This window comes from Pseudomonas mercuritolerans, from assembly GCF_025706525.1.
Taxonomy (GTDB): domain Bacteria; phylum Pseudomonadota; class Gammaproteobacteria; order Pseudomonadales; family Pseudomonadaceae; genus Aquipseudomonas; species Aquipseudomonas mercuritolerans.
In genome coordinates this window covers 541,916-556,294 of sequence record NZ_JAMSHA010000002.1, presented here as the reverse complement: position 1 = coordinate 556,294, position 14,379 = coordinate 541,916, and the positions used below count along the sequence as shown (strand labels likewise).

At 61.1% G+C, this 14,379-nt stretch carries 13 protein-coding genes; 11 read left to right on the top strand and 2 right to left on the bottom strand.

The window, feature by feature from the left end:
* Positions 1-143: 143 nt before the first annotated feature.
* The 5 genes from ND528_RS07340 (at position 144) to ND528_RS07320 (ending at position 3,958) form a co-directional block, all read left to right on the top strand.
* Entirely contained in the window at positions 144-1,052 is a 909-nt protein-coding gene (locus ND528_RS07340; protein WP_073470875.1) for a LysR substrate-binding domain-containing protein, read from the top strand.
* Between the two features lie 334 nt (positions 1,053-1,386).
* Positions 1,387-1,878: a 5-(carboxyamino)imidazole ribonucleotide mutase gene (purE, locus tag ND528_RS07335; protein WP_007920220.1), complete on the top strand. Its 492-nt coding sequence runs from the start codon at positions 1,387-1,389 to the stop codon at positions 1,876-1,878.
* A gap of 10 nt (positions 1,879-1,888) precedes the next feature.
* Positions 1,889-2,971, top strand: coding sequence for a 5-(carboxyamino)imidazole ribonucleotide synthase (locus ND528_RS07330; RefSeq protein ID WP_263469987.1), 1,083 nt, complete (start codon positions 1,889-1,891; stop codon positions 2,969-2,971).
* A 111-nt stretch (positions 2,972-3,082) separates the two neighbouring features.
* On the top strand, positions 3,083-3,328 hold the full coding sequence (locus tag ND528_RS07325) for a GlsB/YeaQ/YmgE family stress response membrane protein (protein ID WP_016772475.1): 246 nt from the start codon (positions 3,083-3,085) through the stop codon (positions 3,326-3,328).
* Between the two features lie 93 nt (positions 3,329-3,421).
* Entirely contained in the window at positions 3,422-3,958 is a 537-nt protein-coding gene (locus tag ND528_RS07320) for a DUF3299 domain-containing protein (protein ID WP_263469986.1), read from the top strand.
* Positions 3,959-4,041: 83 nt separating this feature from the next.
* On the opposite strand, the gene ND528_RS07315 is transcribed toward ND528_RS07320, so the two are convergent.
* Both ND528_RS07315 and ND528_RS07310 read right to left on the bottom strand, forming a co-directional pair.
* Positions 4,042-4,941 (bottom strand): D-hexose-6-phosphate mutarotase, encoded by a 900-nt coding sequence (locus tag ND528_RS07315; protein ID WP_263469985.1) that lies wholly within the window; start codon positions 4,939-4,941, stop codon positions 4,042-4,044.
* A gap of 57 nt (positions 4,942-4,998) precedes the next feature.
* A complete protein-coding gene (locus tag ND528_RS07310; RefSeq protein WP_003229628.1) occupies positions 4,999-5,403 on the bottom strand; it encodes an acyl-CoA thioesterase in 405 nt (134 codons plus the stop codon).
* A 377-nt stretch (positions 5,404-5,780) separates the two neighbouring features.
* Here ND528_RS07310 and ND528_RS07305 point away from each other — a divergent pair, with 377 nt between their 5' ends.
* The 6 genes from ND528_RS07305 (at position 5,781) to phoU (ending at position 14,313) form a co-directional block, all read left to right on the top strand.
* On the top strand, positions 5,781-7,079 hold the full coding sequence (locus tag ND528_RS07305; protein WP_016772479.1) for an MFS transporter: 1,299 nt from the start codon (positions 5,781-5,783) through the stop codon (positions 7,077-7,079).
* A 234-nt stretch (positions 7,080-7,313) separates the two neighbouring features.
* Positions 7,314-8,312 (top strand): phosphate ABC transporter substrate-binding protein PstS, encoded by a 999-nt coding sequence (locus ND528_RS07300; protein WP_016772480.1) that lies wholly within the window; start codon positions 7,314-7,316, stop codon positions 8,310-8,312.
* Between the two features lie 220 nt (positions 8,313-8,532).
* Positions 8,533-10,818 carry an ABC transporter permease subunit gene (locus ND528_RS07295; RefSeq protein ID WP_212617455.1) on the top strand — a complete coding sequence of 762 codons (2,286 nt, stop codon included), beginning with the start codon at positions 8,533-8,535 and terminating at the stop codon, positions 10,816-10,818.
* Between the two features lie 16 nt (positions 10,819-10,834).
* Complete coding sequence (gene pstA / locus ND528_RS07290; protein WP_207807584.1) at positions 10,835-12,505, top strand: phosphate ABC transporter permease PstA; 1,671 nt, start codon at positions 10,835-10,837, stop codon at positions 12,503-12,505.
* Positions 12,506-12,598: 93 nt separating this feature from the next.
* Positions 12,599-13,432, top strand: a complete 834-nt coding sequence (pstB, locus tag ND528_RS07285; RefSeq protein WP_016772482.1) for a phosphate ABC transporter ATP-binding protein PstB — start codon at positions 12,599-12,601, stop codon at positions 13,430-13,432.
* 119 nt (positions 13,433-13,551) lie between these two features.
* Positions 13,552-14,313 (top strand): phosphate signaling complex protein PhoU, encoded by a 762-nt coding sequence (gene phoU / locus ND528_RS07280; RefSeq protein ID WP_016772483.1) that lies wholly within the window; start codon positions 13,552-13,554, stop codon positions 14,311-14,313.
* The last annotated feature ends 66 nt before the right edge of the window (positions 14,314-14,379 follow it).

The following is a 14,379-nucleotide window of genomic DNA, read 5'->3' as shown; positions in this document are numbered from 1 at the left end:
GAACGCTGCGAATGCTAGGCTTGTGGGGATTTTTGGGCCAATGCTGTTCAGCACTGCCCTATGCACATTCGGCATAATGCCCATGTGACGCCGCCTGTGCGGCAGACGTGTGACCTGTTTTGGTGCGTGTCCGGGAGGACGTGATGAATCTGGAAAGCAAATGGCTCGAGGACTTCAGTGCCCTGGCCGCCACCCGCAGCTTCTCGCAGGCGGCCGAACGGCGCTTCGTGACTCAGCCGGCATTCAGTCGGCGGATCCGCAGCCTCGAAGCGGCGCTGGGGCTGACCCTGGTCAATCGCTCGCGCACGCCGGTCGAACTGACGGCGGCGGGGCAGTTGTTTCTGGTGACCGCGCGCACCGTGGTCGAACAGCTCGGCGAAGTGCTGCGCCATCTGCATCATCTGGAAGGCGGGCAGGGCGAGGTGATGCAGGTGGCGGCGGCACACTCGCTGGCGCTGGGCTTTTTCCCGCGCTGGATCGCCCAGTTGCGCAACGAAGGGCTGAACATCGCCACGCGGCTGGTGGCGACCAACGTTGGTGACGCCGTGCACGCTTTGCGTGAAGGTGGCTGCGATCTGATGCTGGCGTTCTATGACCCGGATTCGGCGATGCAGATGGACCCGGAAATCTTCCCGTCGCTGCACTTGGGCCAGACCGAAATGCTGCCGGTGTGCGCGGCAGATCTGGATGGCAAACCGCTGTTCGATCTGGAAGGCGAGGCGAGCGTGCCGTTGCTGGCGTACAGCGCCGGGGCGTTTCTCGGCCGATCGGTGAACGGCTTGCTGCGCCAGCGCCAGTTGCGCTTCACCACGATCTACGAAACCGCGATGGCCGACAGCCTGAAAAGCATGGCGCTGGAAGGCCTCGGCATTGCCTGGGTGCCGCAACTGAGCGTACGCGCAGAGTTGGCGCGCGGTGAGCTGGTGGTGTGCGGCGGCCCGCAATGGCATGTGCCGCTGGAGATTCGTTTGTACCGCTGCGCCCTGGTACGCAAGGCCAACGTGCGGTTGCTGTGGCGCAAGCTTGAAGGCGGTGCTGCCCAAAACGCTTGAAGCTGATGAAGATCGAATGTGGGAGCGAGCCTGCTCGCGAATGCGCAGTGTCAGGCGCTGAGGCACGTCTGACACAACGCTTTCGCGAGCAGGCTCGCTCCCACAGGGGGATTTTTGCGCTGTTCTTTCGCTGACCTCAAGGTCAATAAAACCGGGCCTTTCGCTCATTTGACAGATGGTCGTTTCGGGGGCTGTTTATTGCTTTCTTTGCGGTATACTGCGCGGCCTTCGGCCGGCACGTCCGGCCATTTTTCGTACAATCAAGCCACGCAACCTGCGTGGCTTGTTGTTTTATGACGCGCCCGCGGGCGCTCCAGAGAGAAGAGGCGCGACGATGAGTGCACTGGTTGGCGTGATCATGGGCTCCAAGTCCGATTGGTCCACCCTTAGCCACACCGCCGATATGCTGGAAAAGCTCGGCATCCCGTACGAGGTCAAGGTGGTTTCCGCCCACCGCACCCCGGATCTGCTGTTCCAGTACGCCGAAGAGGCTGAAAGCCGTGGCATCGAGGTGATCATCGCCGGTGCCGGTGGCGCAGCCCACTTGCCAGGCATGTGTGCGGCCAAGACCCACCTGCCGGTGCTGGGCGTGCCGGTGCAGTCGGCCATGCTCTCGGGCGTCGATTCGCTGCTGTCGATCGTGCAGATGCCGGCGGGCATTCCGGTTGCCACCCTGGCCATCGGCAAGGCCGGCGCGATCAACGCCGCACTGCTCTCGGCAAGCATCCTCGGCGCCAAGCACCCGCAATTTCACGCGGTACTGAAAACCTTCCGTGCCGAGCAGACAGACAGCGTCCTGGACAATCCAGACCCACGTATTGCCTGAGGTTGTTGAGATGAAGATCGGTGTAATCGGTGGCGGCCAGTTGGGTCGCATGTTGGCCCTGGCGGGCACTCCGCTGGGGATGAACTTCGCTTTTCTCGACCCTGCGCCGGACGCCTGTGCGGCCGCGCTGGGCGAACACCTGCGGGCCGATTACGGCGATCAGGATCATCTGCGCCAACTGGCCGATGAAGTCGATCTGGTGACCTTCGAGTTCGAGAGCGTCCCGGCCGAAACCGTGGCGTTTCTTTCGCAATTCGTGCCGGTCTACCCGAGCGCCGAAGCCCTGCGCATTGCTCGTGACCGCTGGTTCGAAAAGAGCATGTTCAAAGACCTCGGCATTCCGACCCCGGCCTTCGCCGACGTCCAGTCGCAAGCCGACCTGGACGCCGCCGTCGCTTCGATCGGTCTGCCGGCCGTGCTGAAAACCCGCACCCTGGGTTATGACGGCAAGGGCCAGAAAGTCCTGCGCAAGCCGGAAGATGTTGCCGGTACTTTCGCCGAACTGGGCAGCGTTGCCTGCCTGCTGGAGGGCTTCGTGCCATTCACCGGCGAAGTGTCGCTGATCGCGGTGCGCGCGCGCGATGGTGAAACGAAGTTCTATCCACTGGTGCACAACACCCACGACAGCGGCATCCTCAAGCTGTCCGTCGCCAGCACCGATCACCCGTTGCAGGCGCTGGCCGAAGATTATTCCAGCCGTGTGCTCAAGCACCTCGACTACGTCGGCGTGATGGCTTTCGAGTTCTTCGAAGTCGACGGTGGCCTGAAAGCCAACGAAATCGCCCCGCGCGTGCACAACTCCGGGCACTGGACCACTGAAGGCGCCGAGTGCAGCCAGTTCGAAAACCACCTGCGTGCCGTGGCCGGCCTGCCGCTGGGTTCGACCGCCAAGGTCGGCGAGAGCGCGATGCTCAACTTCATCGGCGTAGTGCCGCCGGTGGAAAAAGTCATCGCCATCGAAGACTGCCATCTGCATCACTACGGCAAAGCTTTCAAGGCCGGACGCAAGGTCGGCCATGCCAACCTGCGCTGCGCCGACATGGCCACGCTGCAGGCGCAGATCATCAAGGTCGAAGCGCTGATCGCCGAGTAAACCAGTTTCATGTGGCAGCGGCGGAACCATTCAGGGGCCGCCGTTCTCTCATGGCAGGATGCCAAAGTCTGTCTAGGCTTTGGCATATCTACCAAATCAGAGGGAAATGCCATGGGAATTATCGGAACCATCTTTATCGGCTTGATCGTCGGCCTGCTGGCTCGGTTCCTGAAACCGGGCGATGACAGCATGGGCTGGATCATGACCATCCTGCTCGGTATCGGCGGTTCGCTGGCAGCCACCTACGGCGGCCAGGCTCTGGGCATCTATCAGGCGGGCGAGGGCGCGGGTTTCCTCGGCGCACTGGTCGGCGCTGTCGTGTTGCTGGTGATCTACGGTCTGATCAAAAAGAACTGATCGAAAGCGACAAAGCCCTCTCGGCCCGCGCGGCCGGGAGGGCTAGAATGCGCGGCGACTCACCGTCCATTCCTTTGCCTGCCGAGCACCTTCATGCGCCGTCTTCTGTTGACTCTCTTCTTGCTGGGCAGTTATCTCGCCCACGCCGGCGAACTGCCGGAAACCGACTGGCTGGAACTGATGCCCAAATCGGATCAAAAGGCCCTCGAGGCCATGCCGGAAATCGACCACAACACCCCCGAAGCCACCGGCACCTTCACCGAGAAGGGCGGGATGAAACAGGCCAAGGGTCTGCCAGCGGTGATGTATTCGACGAAAACCGTGGCGTCGATGAATGACAAACACATCCGCATCGGTGGTTACCCGGTGCCGCTGGAGTCCGATGCCAAGGGCCGCAGCACGCTGTTCTTCCTCGTGCCGTATCCCGGCGCCTGCATCCACGTGCCGCCACCGCCGCCCAATCAACTGGTGCTGGTGCGTTATCCGAGAGGGTTGAAGCTGGAGGACATCTACACACCGCTATGGGTGACCGGCACGCTGAAGATCGAGAAGGTCAGCAATGATCTGGCGGATGCAGCGTATGCGCTGGAGGCGGAGAAGGTGCGGGTGGTGGAGGAAGCTGACCTCTAAAGCAAAAGATCGCAGCCTTCGGCAGCTCCTACATTGGAATGCATTTTCCTGTAGGAGCTGCCGAAGGCTGCGATCTTTTGATCTTAAAGCGGTTTGCTGGCCACGCTAACGCCCAAGGTATGGCTCTCCCCCGGCGCCAGCGTGACGATGTCATCCATCACATTGGCCGTCTCGATGCACAGCATGCGCTGCCAGCCATCGTTGTCCATGTCCGGCAGTGCGGCGGCGCGGTCGATCCACGGGTTCCAGATCACCGCCGTGCGCGAGCCGGTAGAGGTCAGCACGATGCGTCGTTCCCAGCTCGGATCAACGATGCTCAATTGCGGCGGAGCATTGAGGTAGATGCGGTCGGTCTCGCCGGCGAAATGCAGATCGCCGCTCTGGCTGGCCGTGTTCCAGTCGTCCAGGGTCTCGATGTAGTTGAGCCCGGCCACGCCGTCGACATGCACATTACGCACGTCACTCACGGCGAAATAGCTGTGCAGCGCCTGACTCAGCGTGACGCTGTCAGTCCCCCGGTTATGGCTGGTCAGACTGTAATGCAGTTGATCCGCCAGATGCAGGGTCAGGGTCAGATCGACCTCATGGGGCCAGCCTGGCAGGCCACCTTCCGGGTAGGGCAGCTTGAATTCGACCTTGATGCCGTCAGCCTCTGACTCGATGTTGCCCAACTGCCAATCCATCGCCCGCACCAGACCGTGCGCGGGAGCCGGTTGCGCGCCGGTGTACATGGCCTGCACGCTGCTCGGGTTGCGTTCGAATTTGCCGAACCACGGCCAGCACACCGGCACGCCGGCGCGGATGCTTTTGCCGGTCCTGAACTCGGCCTTGTCGTTGAGCCAGATGATCGGCGGCTGGCCGTCGATCTGATAACTGAGGATGTGCGCGCCTTGCTGGGCCACCAGCACTTCGGCCTTGCCGTGGCGGATGCGCCAGCAGTTCAGTTCATCCTGTTTCACGGCTTCAACGTTGGGCGTGTTCATGGGCAACTCTCGATCAGACACTGGGGACGACTATCGACCGTAAAACGGCCGCGAGGTTTAACGCGCGCGTGGCGGCACCGAACGGGTGCGACCGCTGCCGTCGATGGCGACGAAAACGAAAACCGCTTCGGTGACCTTGCGCCATTCGCTGGAGAGTGGGTCATCGCTCCACACTTCGACCATCATCTGGATCGAGCTGCGGCCGATTTCCAGGGTCTGGGTATAAAAGGACAACTGCGCGCCGACCGCGACCGGGACGAGAAACGCCATGCGGTCGATGGCGACAGTGGCAACGCGGCCGCCGGCCACCCGGCTGGCCATGGCAGTGCCGGCCAGATCCATCTGCGCGACCAGCCAGCCGCCGAAAATATCGCCAAAGCCGTTGGTTTCGCGGGGAAGTGCGGTGATTTGCAGGGCCAGGTCGCCCTGTGGGATCGGATCTTCTTGTTCGAGCTCTATCATGCCGAGGGGCCTCTGACCCATGACTCTTCGTGGGTATTGCGAGTGGTAGCCGTCTTCAAGAAAAACGATTCAACACCGAACACACTGCGTTCGTCACGTTTTCCATCAGGCGCCTAAAGGGAAACTCTGCGAAAAAGGCTAAATCCCGAGCAAAGGACGGGCCAACAACGTTTTCGCACAGCAATCTCTTACAAATCCTGCGCAGGTGGCGAGTATATCGGTCGATAGACCCCGCGACGACCACCCGGTTCTGATTTCGACCGTCAATTACGCGCCTCTATGTGCTTTTTCGAACAATTTGCTATGGTGCCGAACCTGTCCAAGCCACCGCCAGCGTTGTTGTGGCGACAGATTCGACTATAAGAGAAGCCCTTGCCATGACCACAGCGCCTTCGAGCCTCGCGCAGCCCGAGCAACCCGCACGACCGTTGACCCGCAATGACTACAAGACTCTGTCGCTGTCCGCCCTCGGCGGGGCGCTGGAGTTCTACGATTTCATCATCTTCGTGTTCTTCGCCACCGTCGTCGGCAAGCTGTTCTTCCCGGCCGACATGCCAGAGTGGCTGCGCTTGATGCAGACGTTCGGCATCTTCGCCGCCGGCTATCTGGCGCGGCCGCTGGGCGGCATCGTCATGGCGCACTTCGGTGACCTGCTGGGGCGCAAGAAGATGTTCACCCTGAGCATTTTCATGATGGCCGTGCCGACGCTGATCATGGGCTTGCTGCCTACTTACGCGCAGATCGGCATCTGGGCGCCGATCCTGTTGCTGCTGATGCGGGTGATCCAGGGCGCAGCGATTGGCGGTGAAGTGCCGGGGGCGTGGGTCTTCGTTTCCGAACACGTACCGCAAAAGCACATCGGTTATGCCTGCGGCACGCTCACCAGCGGTCTGACTGCCGGCATCCTCCTCGGCTCGCTGGTCGCCACGGCGATCAACAGCATTTATACGCCCGCTGAAGTGTCGGATTACGCCTGGCGGATCCCGTTCCTGCTCGGCGGCGTGTTCGGCCTGTTCTCGGTGTACCTGCGCCGCTGGCTGCACGAGACACCGGTGTTCGCCGAACTTCAATTGCGCAAGGCTCTGGCCGAAGAAGTGCCGTTGCGCGCGGTGCTGCGTGATCATCGCGGTGCCATCGCCATTTCGATGCTGCTGACCTGGTTGCTGTCGGCCGGCGTCGTCGTAGTGATTCTGATGACCCCGACCGTGCTGCAAACGGTCTACCACTTCTCGCCGACCACGGCGCTGCAAGCCAACAGCCTGGCCATCGTCTTCCTCAGCCTCGGCTGCATTGGTGCCGGCGCGCTGGCCGATCGCTTCGGCGCCGGCCGTGTATTCGTGTTCGGTTGCCTGGGCCTGCTGATCAGCTCCTGGACGTTCTACCACAGCCTCGCCGACCACCCGGACTGGCTGTTCCCGCTGTACGCACTGACCGGTTTGCTGGTCGGCACCATCGGCGCGGTGCCGTACGTTATGGTCAAGGCGTTCCCGCCGGTGGTTCGCTTCAGTGGCCTGTCGTTTTCCTACAACGTCGCGTACGCGATCTTCGGTGGCTTGACCCCGATGGTGGTGAGCCTGTTGCTGAAGGAAAGCGCGATGGGGCCGGCTTACTATGTTGCGGTGCTGTGCGGAATGGGGATTCTGGTAGGCGCCTGGCTCTGGAAGAAGGGGCGCTAAAGCCCAGGATCTACTCCACCAATACCGGCCACTTCGCGAGCAGGCTCGCTCCCACAGCTGTAATGCATTTCATTGTGGGAGCGAGCCTGCTCGCGAATGGGGGCACCAAAAATCATCCAGTAAAAGCCGGATGCTGGCCTTTCATCCAATTGTCATATTTCAGCCATAGAGTGTTCACACGGCCTGCTGATACTTGGCCCCGACTTAACACACCCTATCTGCTAGGAGTAAGGCATGAAACTGAAGCGTTTGATGGCGGCAATGACTTTTGTCGCTGCTGGCGTTGCGACTGCCAACGCGTTCGCCGCTGTTGACCCTGCTATCCCGAGCTACACCAAGACCACTGGTGTGTCGGGCAACCTGTCCAGCGTCGGTTCCGATACCCTGGCCAACCTCATGACCCTGTGGGCTGAGAACTACAAAAAAGAATACCCGAACGTCAACATCCAGATTCAGGCTGCCGGTTCTTCCACCGCGCCACCTGCGCTCACCGAAGGCACCGCCAACCTTGGCCCGATGAGCCGCAAGATGAAAGACAACGAGCTGCAGGCTTTCGAACAGAAGTACGGCTACAAGCCGACGGCGATCCCGGTTGCCGTGGATGCCCTGGCCGTGTTCGTGCACAAGGACAACCCGATCAAGCACCTGACCATGGCCCAGGTCGATGCGATCTTCTCCTCGACGCGCCTGTGCGGTGCCAAAGCTGACGTCAAGACCTGGGGCGACCTGGGCGTGACTGGCGACCTGGCCAACAAGCCAGTCCAGCTGTTCGGCCGTAACTCGGTGTCCGGCACCTACGGCTACTTCAAGGAAGAAGCCCTGTGCAAAGGCGACTACAAGCCAAACGTCAACGAACAACCAGGTTCGGCGTCGGTGGTGCAGTCGATCAGCAGCTCGCTTAACGGCGTCGGCTACTCGGGCATCGGCTACAAGACCGCCAGCGTGAAAACCGTCGCCCTGGCCAAGAAAGAAGGCGGCGAGTTCATCGAAGACACCGAAGAAAACGCCCTGAACGGCAAGTATCCGCTGTCGCGCTTCCTCTACGTCTACGTCAACAAAGCCCCGAACAAGCCTCTGGCCCCGCTGGAAGCCGAGTTCGTGAAGCTGGTGCTGTCGAAACAGGGCCAGGAAGTGGTAGTGAAAGACGGTTACATCCCGCTGCCAGCCAAGGTTGCTGCCAAAGCACTGGCTGACCTCGGTCTGCAGGAAGGCGGCGCTGTCGCCAAGAAGTAACACCTGAGGCCGGCCTGACGCCGGACTCCTGTGGGAGCGAGCCTGCTCGCGAAGGGGCCGTCACATGCACCATCGATGTGACTGACCCGACGCTTTGACGAGCAGGCGCGCTGCCGCAACCACCAAATTTTCGACTCCGCTGCCGGACCTTCCGGGTGGCGGATTTGCTGCGTCACTGCATTGTCATCTTTCTGTCATACAGGATCGCTAGGGTGTGCGCATGAATGATCTGGCCAATTCCCCAATGACTACGACTTCCCCTCCCAAGCGCATTGATTTCAATACGCCTGAGCTGCAACGCAAGCGCCGAATTCGCGCGCTCAAGGATCGCTTCACCCGTTGGTACGTCCTCGTCGGCGGCCTGGCGGTACTGGCGGCCATCACCCTGATCTTCTTCTTCCTCGCTTACGTTGTTGCGCCCCTGTTTCAAGGTGCCGACCTGACCGCGAAAGACTCGATCACCCCAGCCTGGATGCAGGACGCCGGCAAGCCGCTGATGATCTCGCTCGAAGAGCAGAATCAGGTAGCCATGCGTGTGTCCGACAAGGGCCAGGCGCTGTTCTTCGATCTCGACAGTGGCGCTGAATTGAGGCGTGTCGATCTGCCGCTGCCTGCGGGCGCTACCGTGACGTCTATTGGCGAAGACCAGCCGGGTCATCCGCTGGTGGCCGTGGGTCTGTCCAACGGTCAGGCGCTGGTGTTCCGTCACACCTATAAAGTCAGCTACCCCGATGGCAAGAAAACCATCAGCCCGGCCATCGAATATCCCTATGGCGAGGCACCGATCGCACTGAACGAAAGCGGCGGCGCGCTGGAGCATGTCAGCCTCAACGCCACCGATTCGACGCTGATGCTGGTCGGCTCCACCGGCTCGCAACTCAATGTGCTGTCGCTGACCAGCGAAGAAAACATGATGACCGGCGAAGTCACCAACGAGCAGACGCGCATCGATCTGCCGCAGATGACCGAGCCGGTGAAAAACATCTTCGTCGACCCGCGCCAGCAGTGGCTGTACGTGGTCAACGGTCGTGCTCAGGCCGACGTATTCAGCCTGCGCGACAAGAGCCTCAACGGGCGCTACAAACTGCTGGAAAACGCTGACGCCCAAGTCACCGCCACCGCGCAGCTGGTCGGCGGTATCTCGCTGATCATCGGCGATTCCAAGGGCGGTCTGGCCCAGTGGTTCATGGCCCGCGATACCGATGGCGAGCAGCGTCTGAAGCAGATCCGCACCTTCCAGATGGGCACCACGCCGATCGTTGAAATCGCTGCCGAAGAACGCCGCAAAGGTTTCCTCGCCCTCGATGCCAGCGGCAAGCTCGGCGTGTTCCACAGCACCGCGCACCGTACGTTGCTGGTCGATCAGGTGGTTGAAGGCCAGGGCCTGTTTGGTCTGTCGCCGCGCGCCAACCGAGTGATCGTCGAAGCCGGCGGCAAGCTGCAACCGCTGCTGCTCGACAACCCGCACCCGGAAGTATCGTGGAGCGCGCTGTGGAGCAAGGTCTGGTACGAGAACTACGACGAGCCTAAATACGTCTGGCAATCGACCGCCGCCAACACCGATTTCGAACCGAAACTGAGCCTCTCGCCGCTGACCTTCGGCACCCTGAAAGCCGCGTTCTACGCCATGCTGCTGGCCGCGCCACTGGCCGTCGCTGCGGCGATCTACACCGCGTACTTCATGGCCCCCGGCATGCGCCGCAAGGTCAAACCGGTGATCGAGTTGATGGAAGCGATGCCGACGGTGATCCTCGGTTTCTTCGCTGGTCTGTTCCTCGCGCCATACGTAGAGGGCCATCTGCCGGGCATCTTCAGCCTGCTGATGTTGCTGCCGATCGGCATTCTGGTCGCCGGTTTCACCTTCAGCCGCCTGCCTGAATCGATCCGCCTGAAAGTCCCGGATGGCTGGGAAAGTGCGCTGTTGATTCCGGTGATCCTGTTTGTGGGCTGGCTGTCGCTGTACATGAGCCCGTTCATGGAGAACTGGTTCTTCGGCGGCGACATGCGCATGTGGATCTCCCACGACCTGGGCATCACCTACGACCAGCGCAACGCTCTGGTGGTCGGTCTGGCCATGGGCTTCGCGGTGATCCCGAACATCTACTCGATCGCCGAAGACGCCGTGTTCAGCGTGCCGCGCGGCCTGACCCTGGGTTCGCTGGCCCTCGGTGCGACGCCGTGGCAGACCATGACCCGCGTGGTGATCCTGACCGCCAGCCCGGGGATTTTCTCGGCGCTGATGATCGGCATGGGCCGTGCGGTCGGCGAAACCATGATCGTGCTGATGGCCACCGGCAACACCCCGGTCATGGAGATGAACCTGTTCGAAGGCCTGCGCACCCTGGCCGCCAACGTCGCGGTGGAAATGCCCGAGTCGGAAGTCGGCGGCAGCCACTACCGCGTGCTGTTCCTCTCGGCGCTGGTGCTGCTGCTGTTCACCTTCGTCATGAACACCCTGGCAGAACTGATTCGTCAGCGTCTGCGCAAGAAATACTCGTCGCTTTAAGCAAAGGTAGAAGTCTGTGAAACAGAACTCCCTGAAAGGATGGTTCAAGAGCGGCGCCCCGGGCGTCTGGATCAGCGGTGGCGCGGTGTCCATCGCGGTCATCATGACCATTGGCCTGTTGGCGGTGATTGCCGTGCGCGGTCTCGGTCACTTCTGGCCGGCGGACCTGATCCACGCCCATTACGACGTACCGGGCCAGGCGAATCACCTGGTAATCGGCGAAGTGGTGCAGAAAGAAGAAGTGCCGCGCGCACGTCTGAAGAGCGCCGGCCTGCCGGTGCCTGACGAAGGTCCGGAATTCATGACCCGCGAGCTGATCAAGGTCGGCAACCGTGACCTGAACGGCAATGACTTCACGTGGATCGTCGGCGAGTGGCTGACCAAGCAGACCACACCGCCAGAATTGATGGCGATCGAGCGTCGCGAGTGGGGCAACTTCTACGGCTACCTGGTCAACGTCAAACAGGATGGCAAGGTCATCGCCGAGGGCGAGGCCGCTTGGCCTGAGCTGCAAGCGCGCATCGATCGGGTGAACGATCTTGCTGCTCAGCTGAAGACGCTGGAAAAAACCGACATCGGCGCGATCAACGCCGGCCTCGAACGCATCCGTCTGCACGGGCGCAAACTCGAGCTGGAAGGCAAACTCGACGCCACTGCACAAGCGGACATGGAATCCGAGCGCGCCGAGCTGGACGCGCGCTACAAAGATATCGAAGCACGTCTGTCTGATTTGCATGCTCAGTTCAACCGCGACGCCTTGACCGCCCGTGACGCCAACGGCAAGGAAATCGAAATCGGTCTGGGCAAAGTCGTGCATGCCTACCAGCCAAACGGCATGAGCACGCTGACCAAAGTCGGTTTTTACTTCAGCAAGATCTGGGAATTCCTCTCCGACGACCCGCGTGAAGCGAACACCGAAGGCGGGATCTTCCCGGCGATCTTCGGCACCGTGATGATGACCCTGATCATGGCGATGATCGTCACCCCGTTCGGCGTGCTGGCAGCGGTGTACCTGCGCGAATACGCCAAGCAGAACACCCTGACCCGGATCATCCGCATCGCGGTGAACAACCTCGCCGGCGTACCGGCGATCGTTTACGGCGTGTTCGGTCTGGGCTTCTTCGTTTACGTGCTGGGTGGTTCGGTCGACCGCTTGTTCTTCCCCGAGGCACTGCCGGCGCCGACCTTCGGTACGCCGGGCCTGCTTTGGGCTTCGCTGACCCTCGCTCTGCTGGCGGTACCGGTGGTGATTGTGGCGACCGAAGAAGGTCTGGCGCGGATTCCCCGCACTGTGCGTGAAGGTTCGTTGGCCCTCGGCGCGACCAAAGCGGAAACGCTGTGGAAAATCGTTATCCCGATGGCCAGCCCGGCCATGATGACCGGCATGATCCTCGCCGTGGCCCGTGCCGCCGGTGAAGTGGCGCCGCTGATGCTGGTGGGGGTGGTGAAGCTGGCGCCGTCGTTGCCGGTGGACGGCAACTACCCGTACCTGCACCTGGACCAGAAGATCATGCACCTGGGCTTCCACATTTATGACGTCGGCTTCCAGAGCCCCAACGTCGAAGCAGCCCGCCCGCTGGTGTACGCCACCGCGCTGCTGCTGGTGCTGGTGATCGCAACGCTGAACCTGTCGGCGGTGTATATCCGCAACCATCTGCGCGAAAAATACAAAGCACTGGATAGCTAAAGCCATTAGCCACAAGCGGCAAGCTACAAGCCGCTTTTGCTCAAACTTGCAGCTTGCAGCCAGAAGCTTGCAGCTACGAACGGAGTGAGAACCATGCAGCACGAAACACACAGCCACGGCATCAACATGTCTGCCCTGGGCCGCGACAAGCAGAGCCTGGACCTGGCGCAGGAAACCGTTGCCATCGAAGTGCCGGGCCTGAGCCTGTACTACGGCGAGAAACAGGCACTGTTCGACGTCAGCATGAACATCCCGAAGCAGCGCGTGACCGCGTTCATCGGCCCGTCGGGCTGCGGTAAGTCGACGCTACTGCGTACCTTCAACCGGATGAACGATCTGGTCGACGGCTGCCGCGTCGAAGGCGCGATCAACCTGTACGGCAACAACATCTATCGCAAGGGCGAAGACGTGGCCGAACTGCGTCGTCGCGTCGGCATGGTGTTCCAGAAGCCCAATCCGTTCCCGAAGACCATCTACGAAAACGTGGTGTATGGCCTGCGCATCCAGGGCATCAACAAGAAGCGCATCCTCGACGAAGCCGTCGAGTGGGCGTTGAAAGGCGCGGCGCTCTGGGATGAAGTCAAAGATCGCCTGCACGACTCGGCCCTCGGCCTGTCCGGTGGTCAGCAACAGCGTCTGGTCATCGCCCGCACCATCGCGGTTGAGCCTGAAGTGTTGCTGCTCGACGAGCCGTGCTCCGCTCTCGACCCGATCTCGACGCTGAAAGTCGAAGAGCTGATCTACGAGCTGAAGTCCAAGTTCACCATCGTCATCGTTACCCACAACATGCAACAGGCGGCACGGGTGTCCGACTACACCGCGTTCATGTACATGGGCAAACTGGTGGAATTCGGCGATACCGATACCCTGTTCACCAATCCGGCGAAGAAGCAGACCGAAGACTACATCACCGGTCGCTATGGCTGATTGGGGCAGCCGCAAGCTTCAAGCTTCAAGCGGCAAGAAAGATGCGGTGCGATATCAGGACTTACACATAACTGCTTGAAGCTTGCAGCTTGAAGCTTGCAACTTTCGCGGAGCGAATAATGATTTCTAAAGAAGGCCTTACCCATCACATCTCTGCGCAGTTCAACGCCGAGCTTGAGGAAGTGCGCAGCCACCTCCTGGCCATGGGCGGGCTGGTCGAGAAGCAGGTCAACGACGCGGTGACCGCGCTGATCGAGGCCGATTCCGGCCTGGCTCAGCAGGTCCGTGAGATCGATGACCAGATCAACCAGATGGAACGCAACATCGACGAAGAATGCCTGCGCATTCTCGCCCGTCGGCAGCCGGCGGCGTCTGACCTGCGTTTGATCATCAGCATTTCCAAGTCGGTGATCGACCTTGAGCGTATCGGCGACGAAGCCACCAAGATCGCCCGTCGTGCCATCCAGTTGTGCGAAGAAGGCGAAGCGCCGCGTGGTTACGTCGAGGTTCGTCACATTGGTGACCAGGTACGCAACATGGTGCGCGATGCGCTGGACGCCTTCGCCCGTTTCGATGCCGATCTGGCCTTGTCGGTGGCGCAGTACGACAAGATCATCGACCGCGAATACAAAACCGCCCTGCGTGAGCTGGCCACCTACATGATGGAAGACCCGCGCTCTATCTCACGGGTGCTGAGCATCATCTGGGTCCTGCGCTCGCTGGAGCGTATCGGCGACCATGCGCGCAACATCTCCGAACTGGTGATCTACCTGGTGCGCGGCACCGACGTGCGCCACATGGGCCTCAAGCGCATGAAGGAAGAAGTTGAGGGCACAAGCGCTGAAACCGCTAATGTTCCGGGCGAAGCTGACGATAAGTAAGATTGCCTGAGAAAAGCGCCCGGCCCTCTGGCCGGGCGTTTTTGTTTGTGCTTTTCACAAGGCAGA

What these genes read in the sequence shown, in the direction of transcription:
- purE (WP_007920220.1), top strand. Translation starts at nt 1,387, where the DNA reads ATGAGTGCACTGGTTGGCGTGATCATGGGCTCCAAGTCCGATTGGTCC.
- ND528_RS07325 (WP_016772475.1), top strand. Translation starts at nt 3,083, where the DNA reads ATGGGAATTATCGGAACCATCTTTATCGGCTTGATCGTCGGCCTGCTG.
- ND528_RS07295 (WP_212617455.1), top strand. Translation starts at nt 8,533, where the DNA reads ATGAATGATCTGGCCAATTCCCCAATGACTACGACTTCCCCTCCCAAG.
- ND528_RS07330 (WP_263469987.1), top strand. Translation starts at nt 1,889, where the DNA reads ATGAAGATCGGTGTAATCGGTGGCGGCCAGTTGGGTCGCATGTTGGCC.
- ND528_RS07315 (WP_263469985.1), bottom strand. Translation starts at nt 4,941, where the DNA reads ATGAACACGCCCAACGTTGAAGCCGTGAAACAGGATGAACTGAACTGC.
- ND528_RS07300 (WP_016772480.1), top strand. Translation starts at nt 7,314, where the DNA reads ATGAAACTGAAGCGTTTGATGGCGGCAATGACTTTTGTCGCTGCTGGC.
- phoU (WP_016772483.1), top strand. Translation starts at nt 13,552, where the DNA reads ATGATTTCTAAAGAAGGCCTTACCCATCACATCTCTGCGCAGTTCAAC.
- pstB (WP_016772482.1), top strand. Translation starts at nt 12,599, where the DNA reads ATGCAGCACGAAACACACAGCCACGGCATCAACATGTCTGCCCTGGGC.
- ND528_RS07340 (WP_073470875.1), top strand. Translation starts at nt 144, where the DNA reads ATGAATCTGGAAAGCAAATGGCTCGAGGACTTCAGTGCCCTGGCCGCC.
- ND528_RS07310 (WP_003229628.1), bottom strand. Translation starts at nt 5,403, where the DNA reads ATGATAGAGCTCGAACAAGAAGATCCGATCCCACAGGGCGACCTGGCC.
- ND528_RS07305 (WP_016772479.1), top strand. Translation starts at nt 5,781, where the DNA reads ATGACCACAGCGCCTTCGAGCCTCGCGCAGCCCGAGCAACCCGCACGA.
- ND528_RS07320 (WP_263469986.1), top strand. Translation starts at nt 3,422, where the DNA reads ATGCGCCGTCTTCTGTTGACTCTCTTCTTGCTGGGCAGTTATCTCGCC.